General features: G+C 54.6%; 18 protein-coding genes. 14 read left to right on the forward strand and 4 right to left on the reverse strand.

What is annotated here, in order from left to right:
* The first annotated feature begins 18 nt into the window (after positions 1-18).
* The 5 genes from ubiI (at position 19) to GBC03_08750 (ending at position 6,993) form a co-directional block, all read left to right on the forward strand.
* Positions 19-1,221, forward strand: coding sequence for an FAD-dependent 2-octaprenylphenol hydroxylase (gene ubiI, locus GBC03_08730; protein QFS70285.1), 1,203 nt, complete (start codon positions 19-21; stop codon positions 1,219-1,221).
* Between the two features lie 449 nt (positions 1,222-1,670).
* Positions 1,671-2,765, forward strand: coding sequence for a glycine cleavage system aminomethyltransferase GcvT (gcvT, locus tag GBC03_08735; protein ID QFS70286.1), 1,095 nt, complete (start codon positions 1,671-1,673; stop codon positions 2,763-2,765).
* 25 nt (positions 2,766-2,790) lie between these two features.
* On the forward strand, positions 2,791-3,180 hold the full coding sequence (gene gcvH / locus GBC03_08740; protein QFS70287.1) for a glycine cleavage system protein GcvH: 390 nt from the start codon (positions 2,791-2,793) through the stop codon (positions 3,178-3,180).
* 131 nt (positions 3,181-3,311) lie between these two features.
* The gene (gene gcvP / locus GBC03_08745) at positions 3,312-6,185 is read left to right on the forward strand and encodes an aminomethyl-transferring glycine dehydrogenase (protein ID QFS70288.1); all 2,874 of its coding nucleotides are present in this window, start codon (positions 3,312-3,314) and stop codon (positions 6,183-6,185) included.
* Between the two features lie 64 nt (positions 6,186-6,249).
* Positions 6,250-6,993, forward strand: a complete 744-nt coding sequence (locus GBC03_08750; GenBank protein QFS70289.1) for an SDR family oxidoreductase — start codon at positions 6,250-6,252, stop codon at positions 6,991-6,993.
* Between the two features lie 94 nt (positions 6,994-7,087).
* On the opposite strand, the gene GBC03_08755 is transcribed toward GBC03_08750, so the two are convergent.
* Complete coding sequence (locus GBC03_08755; GenBank protein ID QFS70290.1) at positions 7,088-8,521, reverse strand: 6-phospho-beta-glucosidase; 1,434 nt, start codon at positions 8,519-8,521, stop codon at positions 7,088-7,090.
* A gap of 119 nt (positions 8,522-8,640) precedes the next feature.
* Complete coding sequence (locus GBC03_08760; protein QFS73954.1) at positions 8,641-9,369, reverse strand: SIS domain-containing protein; 729 nt, start codon at positions 9,367-9,369, stop codon at positions 8,641-8,643.
* Positions 9,370-9,420: 51 nt separating this feature from the next.
* On the opposite strand from GBC03_08760, the gene GBC03_08765 reads away from it, so the two are divergent.
* Both GBC03_08765 and GBC03_08770 read left to right on the forward strand, forming a co-directional pair.
* Positions 9,421-9,732, forward strand: coding sequence for an ASCH domain-containing protein (locus tag GBC03_08765; protein QFS70291.1), 312 nt, complete (start codon positions 9,421-9,423; stop codon positions 9,730-9,732).
* 162 nt (positions 9,733-9,894) lie between these two features.
* Positions 9,895-10,554 (forward strand): hemolysin III family protein, encoded by a 660-nt coding sequence (locus GBC03_08770; GenBank protein ID QFS70292.1) that lies wholly within the window; start codon positions 9,895-9,897, stop codon positions 10,552-10,554.
* A gap of 89 nt (positions 10,555-10,643) precedes the next feature.
* Here GBC03_08770 and ygfZ read toward each other — a convergent pair whose 3' ends face one another.
* Positions 10,644-11,624: a tRNA-modifying protein YgfZ gene (gene ygfZ / locus GBC03_08775; protein QFS70293.1), complete on the reverse strand. Its 981-nt coding sequence runs from the start codon at positions 11,622-11,624 to the stop codon at positions 10,644-10,646.
* Positions 11,625-11,880: 256 nt separating this feature from the next.
* Here ygfZ and sdhE point away from each other — a divergent pair, with 256 nt between their 5' ends.
* Positions 11,881-12,147, forward strand: coding sequence for an FAD assembly factor SdhE (gene sdhE, locus GBC03_08780; GenBank protein QFS70294.1), 267 nt, complete (start codon positions 11,881-11,883; stop codon positions 12,145-12,147).
* Entirely contained in the window at positions 12,128-12,535 is a 408-nt protein-coding gene (locus tag GBC03_08785; protein ID QFS70295.1) for a hypothetical protein, read from the forward strand. The genes sdhE and GBC03_08785 overlap by 20 nt, the downstream gene beginning before the upstream one ends.
* 99 nt (positions 12,536-12,634) lie before the next feature.
* Here the strand turns inward: GBC03_08785 and fldB are convergent, their stop codons facing one another.
* Positions 12,635-13,156 (reverse strand): flavodoxin FldB, encoded by a 522-nt coding sequence (gene fldB, locus GBC03_08790; protein ID QFS70296.1) that lies wholly within the window; start codon positions 13,154-13,156, stop codon positions 12,635-12,637.
* Positions 13,157-13,256: 100 nt separating this feature from the next.
* Here fldB and xerD point away from each other — a divergent pair, with 100 nt between their 5' ends.
* The 5 genes from xerD to lysS all read left to right on the forward strand — a co-directional run bounded on the left by xerD (position 13,257) and on the right by lysS (position 19,360).
* On the forward strand, positions 13,257-14,153 hold the full coding sequence (gene xerD / locus GBC03_08795; GenBank protein QFS70297.1) for a site-specific tyrosine recombinase XerD: 897 nt from the start codon (positions 13,257-13,259) through the stop codon (positions 14,151-14,153).
* A 23-nt stretch (positions 14,154-14,176) separates the two neighbouring features.
* Positions 14,177-14,890, forward strand: coding sequence for a bifunctional protein-disulfide isomerase/oxidoreductase DsbC (gene dsbC, locus GBC03_08800; protein ID QFS70298.1), 714 nt, complete (start codon positions 14,177-14,179; stop codon positions 14,888-14,890).
* A gap of 5 nt (positions 14,891-14,895) precedes the next feature.
* Positions 14,896-16,629: a single-stranded-DNA-specific exonuclease RecJ gene (gene recJ, locus GBC03_08805; protein QFS70299.1), complete on the forward strand. Its 1,734-nt coding sequence runs from the start codon at positions 14,896-14,898 to the stop codon at positions 16,627-16,629.
* Between the two features lie 105 nt (positions 16,630-16,734).
* A protein-coding gene (prfB, locus tag GBC03_08810; GenBank protein QFS70300.1) for a peptide chain release factor 2 occupies positions 16,735-17,833 on the forward strand; the annotation gives its coding sequence in 2 pieces (ribosomal slippage) (positions 16,735-16,809 and positions 16,811-17,833; 1,098 coding nt in all).
* Positions 17,834-17,842: 9 nt separating this feature from the next.
* Complete coding sequence (lysS, locus tag GBC03_08815; protein ID QFS70301.1) at positions 17,843-19,360, forward strand: lysine--tRNA ligase; 1,518 nt, start codon at positions 17,843-17,845, stop codon at positions 19,358-19,360.
* Positions 19,361-19,426: the final 66 nt, after the last annotated feature.

Consider the following 19,426-nt stretch of genomic DNA (forward strand, 5'->3'; position numbering starts at 1 on the left):
GATTTTCAGGAGTAAACAGTGCAAAGTGTTGATGTAGCAATCGTGGGCGGAGGCATGGTTGGCCTGGCTGTCGCGTGTGGACTGCAGGGCAGCGGTTTACGTGTCGCTGTGCTTGAACAGCGCGAACCGCAACCGCTGGCGGCAGATGCCGATCCCGCGCTTCGCGTGTCGGCGATCAATGCCGCCAGTGAAAAACTGCTTACCCGACTGGGCGTCTGGTCAGACATTGTGGCTCGTCGCGCCAGTTGCTATCACGGGATGGAAGTGTGGGACAAAGACAGCTTTGGTCGTATCAAATTTGATGACCAAAGCATGGGCTACAGCCATCTGGGCCATATCGTGGAGAACGCGGTTATCCATTACGCGCTGTGGCAAAAAGCGCGTCAATCCTCCGATATCACGCTGATGGCGCCTGCCGAATTACAGCAGGTGGCGTGGGGCGAAAACGACGCCTTCCTGACGCTGAAAGATGGCGCCATGCTCACGGCGCGTCTGGTGATTGGCGCCGATGGGGCAAACTCGTGGCTACGCAATAAAGCGGACATTCCATTGACCTTCTGGGATTATCGCCATCATGCGCTGGTCGCGACCATTCGTACCGAAGAAGCCCATGGTGCCGTTGCCCGTCAGGCGTTTCATGGCGAAGGCATTCTGGCGTTCCTGCCGCTTCGCGATCCGCATTTGTGCTCCATCGTCTGGTCGCTTGCGCCGCAAGAGGCTGAACGGATGCAGCAGGCAAGCGATGAGCAGTTTAATCAGGCGCTGAATATCGCGTTTGATAATCGTCTGGGGCTGTGCAGCGTGGAGAGCGAACGCCAGGTGTTTCCGCTGACGGGACGCTATGCGCGTCAGTTCGCCGCGCATCGTCTGGCGCTGGTCGGCGACGCCGCGCATACCATCCATCCACTGGCCGGGCAGGGCGTGAACCTTGGGTTTATGGATGCAGCAGAACTGGTGGATGAACTCAAACGTCTGCATCGTCAGGGTAAAGACATTGGGCAGTACCTCTATTTGCGTCGTTATGAGCGCAGCCGTAAGCACAGCGCGGCGATGATGCTGGCGGGCATGCAGGGGTTCCGCGAGCTGTTTGCGGGGACGCATCCGGCAAAAAAACTGCTGCGTGATATGGGGCTGAAACTGGCTGATACCCTTCCGGGTGTTAAACCGCAACTTCTCCGTCAGGCAATGGGACTCAACGATCTGCCTGAGTGGCTTCGCTAAGCATTCACCTCTTTTAAAGAATTTGAAACCCGTCACATTTCCTCCTCCCGGCGACTTCGCCGGGGGGCATCTCTCATTTGAAATAAACTAATTTCACTGTTCTTTTCGCATTATATTTTCTAATGTCGCGATTTTTTCATAACGCCAGTTTTGACATTTTTTTAGCGTTTAATGTGGTTATGTTCGCCTTTTAAGCGCGAATTGTAGTTATTTATCTGCGTAGCTTGCTTTTGTTGTGGTTTTTTATACTGGCGGAGTTTCGGTGAGTTTTGGCCATAAGCTAATGTGATGGTTAATTTTGTTTTATGGTTTAGCGTGGGTTTCGGTGGTAAGTTCAGGGGCAAAGAGAACGTTTGCGTCGGGGCCCTGCAGTGGCGTCGATGCCGGGTTTCGTGGCGATAATTTCGCCGCGAAAGGGTGGTCAGCCCCGCTTATTCAATGAGGACAAGATGGCTCAACAGACTCCTTTGTACGAACAACACACGCTATGCGGTGCTCGCATGGTCGATTTTCACGGCTGGATGATGCCACTGCATTATGGTTCTCAGCTTGATGAGCACCATGCGGTCCGCACTCATGCCGGGATGTTTGATGTGTCGCACATGACCATCGTCGATCTGCGCGGCAGTCGCACCCGGGAGTTTTTGCGTTATCTGCTGGCGAACGACGTGGCAAAGCTAACGAAAACCGGCAAAGCCCTTTATTCCGGTATGCTCAACGCCTCGGGCGGCGTGATAGATGACCTGATTGTCTATTACTTTACCGAAGACTTCTTCCGCCTCGTTGTAAACTCCGCCACCCGCGAAAAAGACCTTTCCTGGATTACCCAACACGCTGAACCTTATGCCATCGACATTACCGTGCGTGATGACCTGTCGCTGATTGCCGTGCAGGGACCAAACGCGCAGGCGAAGGCGGCATCCCTGTTTACTGACGAGCAGCGCAAAGCCGTCGAAGGCATGAAACCGTTCTTCGGCGTGCAAACGGGTGACCTGTTTATCGCCACGACCGGTTACACCGGTGAGGCGGGCTATGAAATTGCAATGCCGAATGAAAAGGCAGCGGATTTCTGGCGTGCGCTGGTGGAAGCGGGCGTGAAGCCATGTGGCCTGGGCGCGCGCGATACGCTGCGCCTGGAAGCGGGTATGAACCTGTATGGTCAGGAGATGGACGAGGGGATCACGCCGCTGGCGGCCAATATGGGCTGGACCATCGCCTGGGAACCGACTGACCGCGACTTTATCGGTCGTGAAGCGCTGGAAGTTCAGCGTGAAAAAGGCCACGAACAACTGGTTGGTCTGGTGATGACCGAGAAAGGCGTTCTGCGTAACGAACTGCCGGTACGCTTCACTGATGCCCAGGGCAATCAACTGGAAGGCGTTATCACCAGTGGTACCTTCTCACCGACGCTGGGCTACAGTATTGCGCTGGCGCGGGTGCCGGCGGGCATTGGCGAAACGGCAATTGTGCAGATTCGCAACCGCGAAATGCCGGTAAAAGTGACTAAACCTGTTTTTGTGCGTAACGGCAAAGCCGTCGCGTGATTCATCCTTTTCTGGAGATTGATTGATGAGCAACGTACCAGCAGAACTGAAATACAGCAAAGAACACGAATGGCTGCGCAAAGAAGCTGACGGCTCTTACACCGTTGGTATCACCGAACACGCTCAGGAACTGTTGGGCGACATGGTTTTTGTTGACCTGCCGGACGTTGGCGCGACCGTTAGCGCGGGCGACGACTGCGCGGTGGCTGAGTCGGTCAAAGCCGCTTCTGACATCTATGCGCCGATCAGCGGTGAGATCGTGGCCGTCAACGACGCGCTGAGCGACTCCCCGGAACTGGTGAACAGCGAGCCGTATGCCGGTGGCTGGATCTTCAAAATCAAAGCCAGCGATGAGAGCGAACTGGACTCGCTGCTGGATGCGACAGCGTACGAAGCTCTGCTCGAAGACGAATAAATACGCTTATGCCGGATGGCGCTCACGCTTATCCGGCCTACCGATCGCGCGTAGGCCCGGTAAGCGTGAGCGCCACCGGGCAAACCAGTCAGACAATCACGATTCACTGCACGTTTCAGGAACCATCGCCCATGACACAGACGTTAAGCCAGCTTGAAAACAGCGGCGCTTTCATTGAACGCCACATCGGACCGGACGCCGCGCAGCAGCAAGAGATGCTGAATGCGGTTGGCGCCGAGTCGTTAAATGCGTTGATCGGCCAGATTGTGCCGAAAGACATTCAGCTCGCGACCCCGCCGCAGGTCGGCGAGGCGGCGACCGAATACGCTGCGCTGGCAGAATTAAAGGCCATCGCCGGGCGTAACAAGCGCTTCACGTCGTACATTGGCATGGGTTACACCGCCGTGCAGCTGCCACCGGTTATCCTGCGCAACATGCTGGAAAACCCAGGCTGGTACACCGCCTATACGCCTTATCAGCCGGAAGTGTCTCAGGGGCGCCTGGAAGCGCTGTTGAACTTCCAGCAGGTGACGCTGGATCTGACCGGTCTGGATATGGCTTCCGCTTCGCTGCTCGATGAAGCCACTGCGGCTGCAGAAGCGATGGCGATGGCGAAGCGCATCAGCAAACTGAAAAACGCGAACCGTTTCTTCGTAGCCGCGGATGTGCATCCGCAAACGCTGGATGTTGTGCGTACGCGTGCAGAAACCTTTGGTTTTGAAGTGATTGTGGATGATGCGGCGAAAGTGCTGGATCACCAGGATGTGTTCGGCGTGCTGTTACAGCAGGTGGGAACTACCGGTGAAGTCCACGACTACCGCGCGCTGATTAGTGAACTGAAGTCGCGCAAAGCGATCGTCAGCGTTGCTGCCGACTTTATGGCTCTGGTTCTGCTGACCGCGCCGGGCAAACAGGGCGCGGACATTGTTTTCGGCTCTGCGCAACGCTTTGGCGTACCGATGGGCTATGGCGGTCCACACGCGGCATTCTTCGCTGCGAAAGATGAATTCAAACGCTCCATGCCGGGCCGTATTATCGGTGTATCGAAAGATGCGGCGGGCAATACCGCACTGCGCATGGCGATGCAGACTCGTGAGCAGCATATTCGCCGCGAGAAAGCGAACTCCAACATTTGTACCTCTCAGGTGCTGCTGGCAAATATTGCCAGTCTGTATGCCGTTTATCATGGCCCGGTTGGCCTGAAACGCATTGCGAATCGTATTCACCGTCTGGCCGACATTCTGGCGGCAGGCCTGCAACAGAAAGGGCTGAAACTGCGTCACGCCCACTATTTCGACACGTTGTGCGTGGAAGTGGCGGACAAAGCGGCGGTGCTGGCGCGTGCGCAAGCGGCAGAAATCAACCTGCGCAGTGATATCCATAACGCCGTAGGTATAACGCTCGACGAAACCACCACCCGTGAAAATATCGTGCAGTTGTTCAGCGTTCTGCTGGGCGACAGCCATGGTCTGAATATCGACACGCTGGATAAAGAGGTGGCGCACGACAGTCGTTCCATTCAGGAAAGTATGCTGCGTGATGACGCTATCCTGAGTCACCCGGTATTTAATCGCTATCACAGCGAAACCGAAATGATGCGCTACATGCACTCGCTGGAGCGTAAAGATCTGGCGCTGAATCAGGCGATGATCCCGCTGGGCTCTTGCACTATGAAGCTGAACGCGGCAGCGGAGATGATCCCGATTACCTGGCCAGAGTTTGCTGAACTGCATCCGTTCTGCCCACCAGAACAGGCGGAAGGCTACCATCAGATGATCGGTCAGCTTTCTGACTGGCTGGTTAAACTGACCGGTTACGACGCGGTTTGCATGCAGCCGAACTCCGGCGCGCAGGGTGAATACGCCGGGCTGCTGGCCATTCGTCATTACCACGAAAGCCGTAATGAAGGGCATCGTGATATCTGTCTGATCCCGGCCTCTGCACACGGGACTAACCCGGCTTCAGCACAGATGGCGGGTATGCAGGTGGTGGTCGTGGCCTGTGATAAGAACGGTAACATCGATCTTGGCGATCTGCGTGACAAGGCGGGTCAGGCGGGCGAGAACCTTTCCTGCATCATGGTGACCTATCCGTCCACCCACGGTGTTTACGAAGAGACGATCCGCGAAGTGTGCGAGATAGTGCATCAGTTCGGTGGTCAGGTTTATCTCGACGGCGCAAATATGAACGCTCAGGTGGGCATCACTTCTCCGGGCTTTATCGGCGCGGACGTTTCACATCTTAACCTGCATAAAACCTTCTGCATTCCGCACGGCGGCGGCGGTCCGGGTATGGGACCCATTGGTGTGAAATCGCACCTGGCACCGTTTGTGCCGGGACACAGCGTGGTGCAGATTGAAGGGATGCTGACCCGCCAGGGCGCGGTCTCTGCCGCACCGTTCGGCAGCGCATCAATTCTGCCGATCAGTTGGATGTACATCCGCATGATGGGCGCAGAAGGGCTGAAGCAGGCAAGCCAGGTAGCGATTCTGAATGCCAACTACATCGCCAGCCGACTGAAAGACGCGTTCCCGGTTCTGTATACCGGTCGCGATGGTCGCGTGGCGCACGAGTGTATTCTCGATATTCGTCCACTGAAAGAAGAGACTGGCATCAGTGAACTGGATATTGCCAAGCGCTTGATCGACTACGGTTTCCACGCGCCAACCATGTCGTTCCCGGTCGCGGGTACGCTGATGGTTGAACCAACGGAATCTGAAAGCAAAGTGGAACTGGATCGCTTTATCAACGCCATGCTGGCGATTCGCGCAGAAATTGACAGCGTGAAAGCGGGTGTCTGGTCGCTGGAAGATAACCCACTGGTTAACGCGCCGCACACCCAGAATGAACTGGTGGCGGAGTGGAATCACGGTTACAGCCGTGAAATCGCCGTCTTCCCGGCGGGCGTGGCGAACAAATACTGGCCAACCGTGAAGCGTCTTGATGACGTTTACGGTGACCGTAATCTGTTCTGCTCCTGCGTGCCGATGAGCGAATACCAGTAATCTGCTGATTCGACTATCTTTTAAAGGCGCTTCGGCGCCTTTATTCTTTTTGGGGGAAAATGGCATGGCAATAGCATTAGTTACCGGCGGTAGTCGCGGTATCGGGCGCGCGACGGCCTTGCTGCTGGCACAGGAAGGTTATACGGTTGCCGTCAACTTTCATCACAATATCCGGGCCGCCACCGAGGTGGTGAACAACATTGTCGCCGCCGGGGGAAACGCGTTTACCCTGCGTGCAGATATCAGTGACGAAGCGCAGGTCGTGGCGATGTTTGAATCTATCGATCGTGAAAATGAGCCCCTTGCGGCGCTGGTCAATAATGCCGGAATTTTATTTGAACAAAGTACCATCGAGAATCTTTCTGCCGAGCGGATTAACCGCGTGCTGGCGACCAACGTGACGGGGTACTTCCTCTGCTGTCGCGAAGCGGTAAAGCGCATGTCGCACAAACACGGCGGTCACGGCGGGGCAATTGTGAACGTGTCATCAGCGGCGTCGCGTCTGGGAGCGCCGGGAGAGTATGTTGACTACGCGGCGTCGAAAGGGGCCGTAGATTCACTGACCACCGGCTTAGCACTGGAAGTCGCGGCGCAGGGGATCCGGGTTAACGGCGTGCGTCCGGGGCTTATCTACACCGAAATCCACGCCTCCGGCGGCGAGCCTGGGCGGGTGGATCGCGTGAAGTCAATGTTGCCCATGCAGCGCGGTGGTCAACCGGAAGAGGTGGCGCAAGCCATTGCCTGGCTGCTGAGTGAGAAAGCGTCGTATGTCACGGGCAGTTTTCTGGAACTGGCGGGCGGGAAGTAGGATAAGGAATGCCGGATGGCGGCGTAAACGCTTTATCCGGCCTGTGGCAACAGAACCTGTCGGCCGGATAAGCGCAGCGCCATCCGGCAACCCCTTAGAGATCCTCGCCGTTGCTGGCGATCACCGCTTTGTACCAGTCGAAGCTCTTCTTGCGGGAACGCGACATGTCACCCGTGCCATCATCGTGCTTGTTCACATAGATAAAGCCGTAGCGTTTGCTGTACTGGCCGGTGGTGAAAGAGACACAGTCGATGCAGCCCCACGGCGTGTAGCCCATCAGATCCACGCCGTCATACGTCACCGCCTTCATCATCTCTTCGATGTGGGCGCGCAGATAGTCAATGCGGTAGTCGTCGTTAATGCTGCCGTCTTCTTCCACTTTATCTAAGGCACCAAAGCCGTTTTCAACGATGAACAACGGTTTCTGGTAGCGCTCATACAGTTCGCACAGTGAATAGCGCAGGCCCACCGGGTCAATCTGCCAGCCCCAGTCGGAGGCCTTGACGTGCGGGTTCGGTACGCTGCCTTCGAAACCCGAAATAGCATCACCGCTGCCGCCTTCGGCCTTCACCGCGTTGGTCATGTAGTAGCTGAAACCAAGGTAATCGCAGGTGCCTTCACGCAGAATCGCGGTATCGCCATCTTCCATTTTGATGTTAAAGCCGCGACGCTCCCACTCGTTGAGGACATAGGAAGGGTAGTAACCGCGCAGTTGAACGTCGGTGAATACATAGCGCTCGCGCATGGATTCCTGGGCGAACATGACGTCCTCTGGCTTACAGGAGAACGGATACAGCGCGACCATCGCCAGCATGCAGCCCACTTTCATCTCCGGGTTGATGCGACGCGCCGCCTTCACCGCTAACGCGCTGGCGACAAACTGATGGTGCAGCACCTGATACATGGTCTCTTCCGGGTTTTCGTGCTCGGTATAGACCACGCCGGAACAGCAATAGCCAAACAGCGGCGCGCGCCAGTTGCGCTGGTTGTTGATTTCGTTGAAGGTCATCCAGTATTTGACCTTATGCTTGTAGCGTTCAAACACCACTTCGGCAAAACGAACAAAGAAATCAACGACCTTGCGGTTAGTCCAGCCGCCATACTGCTGCACCAGATGCAGCGGCATTTCAAAGTGAGAAAGGGTAATAACCGGCTCGATGTTGTACTTGAGCAACTCGTCAAACATGTCGTCGTAGAATTTCAGCCCTTCTTCATTTGGCTGCGTTTCGTCACCTTGCGGGAAGATGCGGGTCCAGGCGATGGATGTGCGGAAGCATTTAAAGCCCATTTCGGCAAACAGTTGGATGTCTTCTTTGTAGTGACCATAAAAATCGACCGCGTCGTGGTTCGGGTAGTATTTACCAGGCTCCACTTCCTGGGTGATTTCACGGGGTACGCCATGCGCGCCGCCGGTCAGAACATCACAAATGCTGGGACCTTTGCCGCCTTTGTTCCAGCCGCCTTCAACCTGATGTGCAGCAACCGCGCCGCCCCAGAGAAAATCTTTCGGTAAGGTGAGTTTTTTCATCGTTGCGTCATCTCAAATTAATACAAACTGATTTGAGTCTAACAAAGGGAAGATAAATGTCACGATATAACAAAATAGCGAAACGGTAATTTGTTACCGCCAAAAAACAGTCTGTTTTTTTACGCTAATTTTTTCGCCAGCTTTCGCCCGAGGGATTCGAGAATATAAATAACGGGAATTTGCGTGGTGATATCGTACACACCGGCAATACGGGTTTGCGGCACATGCCAGGAAAGATTAAAGTCCGCCAGTTTAGCGAGACGCGAGTGTTCATGGCTGGTAATCGAGAGCACTTTGCAGTTATGCAGGCTGAACTGGCTGGCAAAGCGCAGGATCTCTTCGGTTTCACCAGAGACAGATAACACAATCGCCAGCGCATTACGTGCCATGTCGTTAGTGACCGGGAAATAAGGATCGTCAATATGGTTACTGAATTTTCCGACGTTTGAGAAAAAACGCGCGCCATATTTCGCTAAGGCTCCTGAGGTACCGGCACCGACAAATATAATACGCTCGGACGATAAAATAATGTCTACCGCCTTTTCGAGTAATTGATCAAATTCATCGTTATTGACCCCTTTAAAGAAACTGATAATCTCGCTGGCACCAAAATTAGCCTGTTGCGGTTCATTCTGCTCTAAATATAATTTAAAGCGTACGCGAAATTCGGAGTAGCCTTCACAGTTAAGCTTGCGACAGAAACGCAGCACGGTGGTCGTCGATACACCCGCCGCTTCAGCCAGTTCCCGAATGGTCATATACATGACTTTGTCACGGTTTCTGATGACATAGTTGTAGACCAACATCTCAATGTTGTTGAGACTGGCGATGGCAGCGTGGGAGAACATACTCACAATGGCAATACTCACTCATCAGATATATCTACAGGGAATAATAACATGCAGCCAAATGACATCACTTTTTTTCAGCGTTTCCAGGACGACATTCTGGCAGGGCGTAAAACGATCACCATTCGCGATGAGTCTGAATCTCACTTCAAGGCCGGTGACATTCTGCGGGTAGGGCGTTTCGAGGACGACGGCTATTTTTGCACGATCGAGGTGCAGGGTACGTCAACCGTCACCCTCGACACACTGACGGAAAAACATGCCCAGCAGGAAAACATGACGCTGGAGGAACTCAGGCAGGTGATTGGCGAGATTTACCCGAATCAGTCACAGTTTTATGTGATTGATTTTAAATGCCTTTGAATTTAATGAACAACTGTTAGTTGAAAAATACATTTCAATATTATGATTTATAACGATTATTTTAAATTCGATATTTATTTTGGCTAACAGGTGTTCACTGGAACCATTCTCAGTTACGCTAGAAGCGCAATCACGAACGTGTTCGTTTCACCGGAGTAAGTTATGGTCCAGAAGCCATTAATCGCGCAGGGATATTCACTGGCAGAGGAAATCGCCAACAGCATCAGCCACGGAATTGGGCTGGTGTTTGGTATCGTCGGTCTGGTGCTGTTGCTGGTGCAGGCGGTGGATATGAACGCCAGCGCGACGGCGATTACCAGCTACAGCCTGTACGGCGGCAGTATGATTCTGTTGTTTCTGGCGTCGACCTTGTATCACGCTATCCCACATCAGCGGGCGAAGATCTGGCTGAAAAAATTCGACCACTGTGCTATCTACCTGCTCATTGCCGGGACCTATACGCCGTTTCTGCTGGTGGGTCTGGATTCAACACTGGCACGTGGGCTGATGATTGTTATCTGGAGCCTGGCGCTGCTCGGTATTTTATTCAAACTGACGATAGCCCACCGGTTTAAGGTGCTGTCGCTGGTGACCTATCTGACGATGGGCTGGCTGTCGCTGATTGTGGTGTATCAACTGGCAATCAAACTGGCGGCGGGAGGCGTAACGCTACTGGCCGTCGGCGGCGTGGTCTATTCACTGGGAGTGATTTTCTACGTCAGTAAACGCATTCCCTACAACCATGCCATCTGGCACGGGTTCGTGCTGGGTGGCAGCGTGTGCCACTTTCTGGCGATCTACTTGTACGTAGGACAGGCGTGATGTGATGGTTTGACGTTTTATCAGGCCTACAGGGCGAGAGGTATATCTTCGTAGGCCTGATAAGCGACGCGCCATCAGGCGTTATTTTGTTACTCTTCCAGCGAATAGGGCAGCGGTTTGATGTGCAACGTGTTGGCATCGTCGCGTACACGAAATACGCTGTCGGTTTCCATATCGTTGTTCATCACCACCTGTACCAGTAGCTGACCGTCATCCAACTGCACTGCCGCGAGGACGGTGCCAGTACGACGCCAGTTCTCACCCATTTGCATCTCAAGATCGTCACCCGCTTCTGGTACCCGGCTGGCCTTACCCGCCAGAGACCACAATGCACGTTTGTTCGCCCCGCGGAATTTCGCTCGCGCCACCATCTCTTGCCCGGTATAGCAGCCTTTCTTAAAGCTGATCCCCCCCAGCGCCTGAAGATTGGTCGCCTGCGGAATGAACTGCGCACTGTTGGCAGAATCGATCACCGGAAGTCCAGCCTCAATATCCAGAGCCAGCCACTGCTGGCTGTTATTCAGTTCGGCTTCGCCACGCAGCTTTTCCGTCACGGCTTCCGCTGTTGTCACATCAGTAACCAACAGGAAGCGTTCCACCGGATGTTCAAACCACAGCAGGGTGGTTGCTCCTTCACGCGTGACGGGCTTTTCGCTGTCAGGCAGTTCGCTAAACAGATTTGCCAGTGCGGCACGCGCCTGGAAACCCGCTACGCCCAGCAGCACGCGCTCATCGTTCGGGGCAATCGCCACTTTCGAAAACACGGCGTATTTTTTCAGTTCGGTCACCTGCGCGTCACGCAGGCTACGACGCTCAATCCAGGCAAAGCCATCGCCGTCGCGGAACAGTCGCAGGTTGCTCCACATTTTTCCTTTAGCGTCGCAATGGGCGGCCAGTACGTGTTGGTGTTCAGTCAGTAGACTCACGTCAGCAGTCACCTGACCCTGGATATACTTCTCGCTGTCAGCCCCGGTAATCGTGGCCAGCGCCCAGTCATCTAACGTCATTAACGTCACGGGCAAACGTGCTGAAGCTGACGGCTGACGAGGTGGAAATGGAGTAAATGCCATAAAAATGTCCTGATTTGCTTAACGCAGTGATAATGACTAATGGTAAAAGAGCTATTGCCCAATGCAAGCGCTTTGATAGTCCCATTTGTGCCTTATCGTATAGATTGCGAGACGGCATCCAGAAAACATGAACCCATTGAGTTATTGGGGATTTAATTAGCGATCGCGCTTGTGATTACGGATATTCCCGCAAAACAGGATGAAAAACACGTTACAATAGTCGGGTAGTTCATTTGAGTGAGACAGGAAGAAAAAAATGGATATTAACAATAAAGCACGTATTCACTGGGCATGCCGACGCGGTATGCGTGAACTCGATATTTCCATCATGCCGTTTTTCGAACATGAATACGACACGTTGAGCGACGATGAAAAACGTATTTTTATTCGTCTGCTGGAGTGTGATGACCCGGATTTATTCAACTGGTTGATGAATCACGGTAAACCGGCAGATGCTGAACTGGCGCAGATGGTACGACTCATTCAGACACGGAATCGGGATCGTGGTCCTGTGGCAATCTGATCTCCGCGTCTCATGGCGCGCACAGTGGTTATCGCTACTTCTGCATGGGCTGGTCGCTGCGGCTATTCTATTAATGCCATGGCCGCTGAGCTACACGCCGTTGTGGTTGATACTGCTTTCGCTGGTTGTGTTTGACTGCGTCCGTAGCCAGCGTCGAATTAACGCCCGTCAGGGGGAGGTCAAACTTCTGATGGATGGACGGCTCCGCTGGCAGGGGCAGGACTGGCTTATCGTCAGTGCGCCGTGGATGATTAAAACCGGCATGATGTTGCGCTTGCGGTCAGAAACCGGTAAACGCCAGCATTTGTGGCTCGCGGCAGACAGTATGGATAAAGCTGAATGGCGAGATTTACGCCGCCTGATGATGCAAAATTCGACGCTGGGATAGGCGTAATGGGTGGAATGCGCTGGCAGGGCTGACGGTTTTTACTGCCAGCCCTACGGGTCAGGGGTTTTGTCTCAGATAATCGGTATCAGGAAATCGGTATCAGGAATAGTGCTCGGCCATTTCACCAAGAATTTGCTCGCACCATGCCTGAATACGCTCATCGCTGAGATCGTATTGATTGGTTTCATCCAGGGCGAGACCGACGAACAGCTGACCCTCGGCAATGACCGGTTTAGGGCTGGTGAACTCGTAGCCTTCGGTAGGCCAGTAACCGACGAATTTGACCCCTTTGGTCGACAGTTTGTCATGCAGCATGCCCAGCGCGTCAAGGAACCACTCGCCGTAGCCTAACTGGTCGCCCATACCGTAAAGTGCGACAATTTTGCCTTCGAGGTTGAGCTCGTCCAGTTGATCCCAGACGGCCTCCCAGTCTTCCTGAATTTCACCGAAATCCCAGGTGGGAATGCCTAAGATCAGCACATCGTACTGCTCCATCAGGGCCGGGGCATCATCTTTCAGATTATGCAGTGTTACCAGTTCCGGGCCGATGATGTCGCGAATTTTCTCTGCCGCCATCTCGGTGTAGCAGGTGCTGGAACCGTAAAAAAGACCAATATTCATCGCGTAAACGTCTCAATACTTGCTATGACTTTGCGCGTAGTGTACCAGAAACCCGTATCATTGAGTCATAATGGCGGGTTGCAGAATCAAAGAGGCTGATGTGGAACAGGATCTTGCGCGCATCGAACAATTCCTTGATGCGCTCTGGCTGGAGAAAAATCTGGCGGAAAATACGCTGAGCGCCTATCGCCGCGATTTGACCATGTTGGTGGAGTGGCTCGCACACCGTCAGGTGTCGCTGGATACCGCGCAAAGCGACGATCTGCAGGCATTACTGGCCGAGCGGATGGACGGCGGGTATAAAGCGACCAGTACCGCACGACTGCTGAGCGCGGTGCGGCGGCTTTTCCAGCATCTTTATCGCGAGAAGATCCGTTCAGACGATCCAACAGCGACGCTGGCGTCGCCTAAATTGCCACAGCGCTTACCGAAAGATCTCAGTGAAGCGCAAGTTGAGCGATTATTACAGGCGCCAGTGGTTGACCAACCGCTGGAGTTACGCGATAAAGCCATGCTTGAGATCCTGTATGCCACGGGACTGCGTGTGTCTGAACTCGTCGGGCTGACGATGAGTGACATCAGTCTGCGCCAGGGTGTGGTTCGGGTGATCGGTAAAGGCAATAAAGAGCGACTCGTTCCATTGGGCGAAGAGGCGGTGTACTGGGTGGAGACGTACCTGGAGCATGGGCGTCCGTGGCTGCTGAACGGCGTGTCGATTGACGTGCTGTTTCCCAGTCAACGCGCCCAGCAGATGACGCGCCAGACCTTCTGGCACCGCATTAAGCACTATGCCGTATTAGCGGGAATCGACAGTGAAAAGCTGTCACCGCACGTTTTACGCCACGCATTTGCCACGCATTTGCTCAATCATGGCGCCGATTTACGCGTGGTGCAGATGTTGCTGGGTCACAGCGATCTCTCCACCACGCAGATTTATACTCATGTTGCGACAGCGCGCTTGCGTCAACTTCATCAACAGCATCACCCAAGAGCGTGAATGCTGAGCGAACAGGAAAGGTTATGAAAAAAGGTTTAATGCTGTTTACCCTGCTGGCCACCGCGTTTTCCGGCCTGGCACACGCCGACGACGCCGCGATCCGCCAGTCTCTGACGAAACTGGGCGTGCAGAGCACGGATATTCAACCCGCCCCAATTGCCGGGATGAAAACGGTGCTGACCAACAGCGGCGTGCTGTACGTGACGGAAGACGGTAAACATATCATTCAGGGGCCAATGTACGACGTCAGCGGTGCGACGCCGGTCAACGTGACCAATCAGCTGCTGATGAAGCACCTGAACGCGCTGGAAAATGAAATGATCGTCTATAAAGCGCCACAGGAAAAACACGTTATCACCGTCTTTACCGATATCACCTGTGGCTACTGCCACAAGCTGCATGAAGAGATGAAGGACTACAATGCGCTGGGCATTACCGTCCGCTACCTCGCCTTCCCGCGCCAGGGACTGGAAAGCCAGGCCGAACAGGATATGAAGTCCATCTGGTGTGCAAAAGACAAAGCCAAAGCGTTTGATGACGCGATGGCTGGCAAAGGTGTGAAAGCGGCAACCTGTGATGTGAACATCGCGGATCACTACGCGCTGGGCGTGCAGTTTGGCGTAAGTGGCACGCCAGCCATTGTGCTGAGCAACGGCTATGTCGTACCAGGTTATCAGGGGCCGAAAGAGATGAAAGCGTTTCTTGACGAGCACCAAAAACAGACCAGTGGTAAGTAATTCGCGTGAAACAACAGATACAACTTCGTCGGCGGGAAGTCGATGAATCGGCAGAACTGCCTGCCGATCTCTCGCCGCTGTTACGCCGCTTGTACGCCAGTCGTGGTGTACGCAGTGCCCGGGATCTCGAGCGCAGCGTAAAAGGCATGCTGCCCTGGCAGCAACTGAGCGGCGTCGAAAAAGCGGTCGAAATCCTCTATAACGCCTTTCGCGAGGGGACGCGCATCATCGTGGTCGGCGACTTCGATGCGGACGGCGCAACCAGTACCGCCCTGAGCGTGCTGGGGATGCGCTCGCTGGGCTGCGATAACATCAGCTACCTGGTGCCAAACCGTTTTGAGGATGGTTACGGTTTAAGTCCGGAAGTGGTCGATCAGGCCCATGCGCGCGGCGCGCAGCTGATTGTCACCGTCGATAACGGTATCTCTTCCCATGCCGGTGTGGATCACGCCAGGGCGCTGGGGATCCCGGTGGTGGTTACCGATCACCACCTGCCGGGCGAGACGTTGCCAGCAGCCGAAGCCATCATCAACCCAAATCTGACTGACTGTGATTTCCCGTCGAAATCGCTGGCCGGCGTGGGCGTGGCGTTTTATCTGATGCTTGCCCTGCGCACTTTCCTGCGCGATAAGGGCTGGTTTGACGAACGTGGCATTGCGCCGCCTAACCTGGCGGATCTGCTCGATCTGGTCGCGCTGGGCACCGTGGCGGACGTGGTGCCGCTGGATGCCAACAACCGGATCCTCACCTGGCAGGGCTTAAGCCGCATTCGCGCCGGAAAATGCCGTCCGGGGATCAAAGCGCTGCTGGAAGTGTCCAACCGCGATGCGCAAAAGCTTGCCGCCAGTGATTTAGGTTTCGCCCTCGGTCCGCGTCTGAACGCCGCGGGTCGGCTGGATGATATGTCCGTCGGTGTGGCGCTATTGCTGTGCGATAACATCGGCGAAGCGCGAGTACTGGCCAATGAGCTGGATGCGCTGAACCAGACGCGTAAAGAGATTGAGCAGGGGATGCAGGCGGAAGCGCTGACCCTGTGCGAGAAGCTGGAGCGCAGCCGCGAGACGCTGCCTGGCGGTCTGGCGATGTATCATCCTGAGTGGCATCAGGGAGTGGTTGGGATCCTCGCCTCGCGCATTAAAGAGCGTTTTCATCGCCCGGTGATCGCTTTTGCACCGGCAGGTGACGGCACGCTGAAAGGCTCCGGGCGATCCATTCAGGGTCTGCACATGCGTGATGCGCTGGAGCGGCTGGATTCGCTGCATCCGGGGTTGATGATTAAATTCGGCGGCCATGCGATGGCGGCGGGACTGTCGCTGGAAGAGGCGAAATTCGATCTGTTCCAGCAGCGTTTTGGCGAGCTGGTCACCGAATGGCTGGATCCGTCGCTGTTACAGGGGGAAGTGGTCTCTGATGGCCCGCTGAGCGCGGCGGAGATGACGATGGAGGTCGCGCAGTTGCTACGCGACGCCGGTCCGTGGGGGCAGATGTTTCCGGAACCGCTGTTTGACGGGCGTTTCCGCCTGCTTCAGCAGCGTCTGGTTGGCGAGCGGCATTTGAAAGTGATGGTCGAACCCGTTGGCGGAGGACCGCTGCTGGACGGCATCGCCTTTAACGTCGATACCGCCTGCTGGCCGGATAACGGCGTGCGCGAAGTTGAACTGGCCTACAAACTGGATATTAACGAATTTCGCGGCAACCGTAGTTTGCAGTTAATCATCGATAATATCTGGCCCGTGTAATCTGACCACTTTACCGTCACTATTCTCTATAAAAAAGAGCGTGGATTGGTTACAATCCCGCTCTTATCACCGCATTTTGACAAGTCCAATAAAAGAAATCAGACCATGTTTGAAATTAATCCGGTAAAAAACCGCATTCAGGACCTCACGGAGCGCTCTGACGTTCTTAGGGGGTATCTTTGACTATGATGCCAAGAAAGAGCGTCTGGAAGAAGTAAACGCCGAGCTGGAACAGCCGGACGTCTGGAACGAACCCGAACGCGCGCAGGCGCTGGGCAAAGAACGTTCCTCGCTTGAAGCGATTGTCGACACCCTCGACCAAATGTCTCAGGGGCTGGAAGATGTTTCCGGCCTGCTGGATCTGGCTGTAGAAGCCGACGACGAAGAAACCTTTAACGAAGCCGTTGCGGAACTTGAAACGCTTGACGAAAAACTGGCGCAGCTGGAGTTTCGTCGTATGTTCTCCGGTGAATATGACAGCGCCGATTGCTACCTCGACATCCAGGCCGGTTCCGGTGGGACTGAAGCGCAGGACTGGGCAAGTATGCTGGAGCGTATGTATCTGCGCTGGGCAGAAGCGCGCGGCTTCAAGACCGAAATTATTGAAGAGTCAGAAGGGGAAGTGGCCGGGATCAAATCCGTGACCATTAAGATTTCTGGCGAATATGCCTACGGCTGGCTGCGTACGGAAACTGGCGTTCACCGTCTGGTACGTAAGAGCCCGTTTGACTCCGGCGGTCGTCGTCATACCTCGTTTAGCTCCGCGTTCGTTTACCCGGAAGTGGATGACGATATTGATATCGAAATCAACCCGGCAGACCTGCGTATCGACGTGTATCGCGCATCCGGCGCGGGCGGTCAGCACGTTAACCGTACCGAATCTGCGGTGCGTATTACTCACATCCCGACCGGGATTGTGACGCAGTGCCAGAACGACCGTTCCCAGCACAAGAACAAAGACCAGGCCATGAAGCAGATGAAAGCAAAGCTTTATGAACTGGAAATGCAGAAGAAGAACGCCGAGAAGCAGGCGATGGAAGATACTAAATCCGACATCGGCTGGGGAAGCCAGATTCGTTCTTACGTCCTTGATGACTCCCGCATTAAAGACTTGCGTACCGGGGTTGAAACCCGTAACACGCAAGCCGTGCTGGACGGCAGCCTGGATCAATTTATCGAAGCAAGTTTGAAAGCAGGGTTATGAGGAACCAACATGTCTGAACAACACGCACAGGGCGCTGACGCGGTAGCCGATCTTAACAACGAACTGAAAACGCGCCGTGAGAAGCTGGCAGGACTGCGCGAGCAGGGTATCGCCTTCCCGAACGATTTCCGTCGCGATCACACCTCAGACCAACTGCACGCTGACTTCGATGCGAAAGAGAACGAAGAGCTGGAAGCGCTGAACATCGAGGTGTCCGTTGCAGGCCGCATGATGACCCGTCGTATCATGGGTAAAGCGTCCTTTGTTACGTTGCAGGACGTGGGGGGGCGTATTCAACTGTACGTTGCCCGTGACGATCTGCCGGAAGGCACTTACAACGAGCAGTTTAAGAAATGGGACCTCGGCGACATCCTTGGTGCGAAGGGGAAACTGTTCAAGACCAAAACGGGCGAACTGTCTATCCACTGCACCGAATTGCGTCTGCTGACTAAAGCGCTGCGTCCGCTGCCGGATAAATTCCACGGTTTGCAGGATCAGGAAGCCCGTTATCGTCAGCGCTATCTGGATCTCATCTCTAACGATGAATCCCGTAACACCTTTAAGGTGCGTTCCCAGATCCTGGCGGGCATCCGTCAGTTCATGGTCGGTCGCGGCTTTATGGAAGTTGAGACCCCGATGATGCAGGTGATCCCAGGCGGCGCCTCTGCGCGTCCGTTTATCACCCATCACAATGCGCTGGATCTGGATATGTACCTGCGTATTGCACCGGAACTGTACCTGAAGCGTCTGGTGGTGGGTGGTTTCGAGCGCGTGTTCGAAATCAACCGTAACTTCCGTAACGAAGGGATCTCCGTACGTCATAACCCAGAGTTCACCATGATGGAACTCTACATGGCGTATGCGGACTACAAAGATCTGATCGAACTGACCGAGTCTCTGTTCCGTACCCTGGCGCAGGATGTGTTAGGTAAAACGGAAGTCCCTTACGGTGATGAAGTGTTCGACTTCGGCAAGCCGTTCGAAAAACTGACCATGCGCGAAGCTATCAAGAAATACCGTCCGGAAACGGAAATGGCTGAACTGGATAACTTCGACTCCGCCAAAGCGATCGCCGAATCTCTCGGTATCAAGGTAGAGAAGAGCTGGGGTCTGGGCCGTATCGTGACTGAAATCTTCGAAGAAGTGGCCGAAGCGCATCTGATTCAGCCGACCTTCATTACCGAATACCCGGCAGAAGTGTCTCCGCTGGCGCGTCGTAATGACGAGAATCCGGAGATCACCGATCGCTTTGAGTTCTTCATCGGCGGCCGTGAGATCGGTAACGGCTTTAGCGAGCTGAACGATGCGGAAGATCAGGCGCAGCGCTTCCAGGATCAGGTTGACGCGAAAGCGGCGGGCGACGACGAAGCGATGTTCTACGACGAAGACTATGTGACTGCGCTGGAGCATGGTCTGCCGCCGACGGCGGGTCTGGGTATTGGGATTGACCGTATGGTGATGCTGTTCACCAACAGCCACACTATTCGTGACGTGATCCTGTTCCCGGCGATGCGTCCGGTAAAATAAGCGGTGAAATGTTGGATAGCGTTACGCTTGCCGTAGGCCGGATAAGCGTAGCGCCATCCGGCGTCA

This window comes from Citrobacter telavivensis, assembly GCA_009363175.1.
GTDB classification, from domain to species: domain Bacteria; phylum Pseudomonadota; class Gammaproteobacteria; order Enterobacterales; family Enterobacteriaceae; genus Citrobacter_A; species Citrobacter_A telavivensis.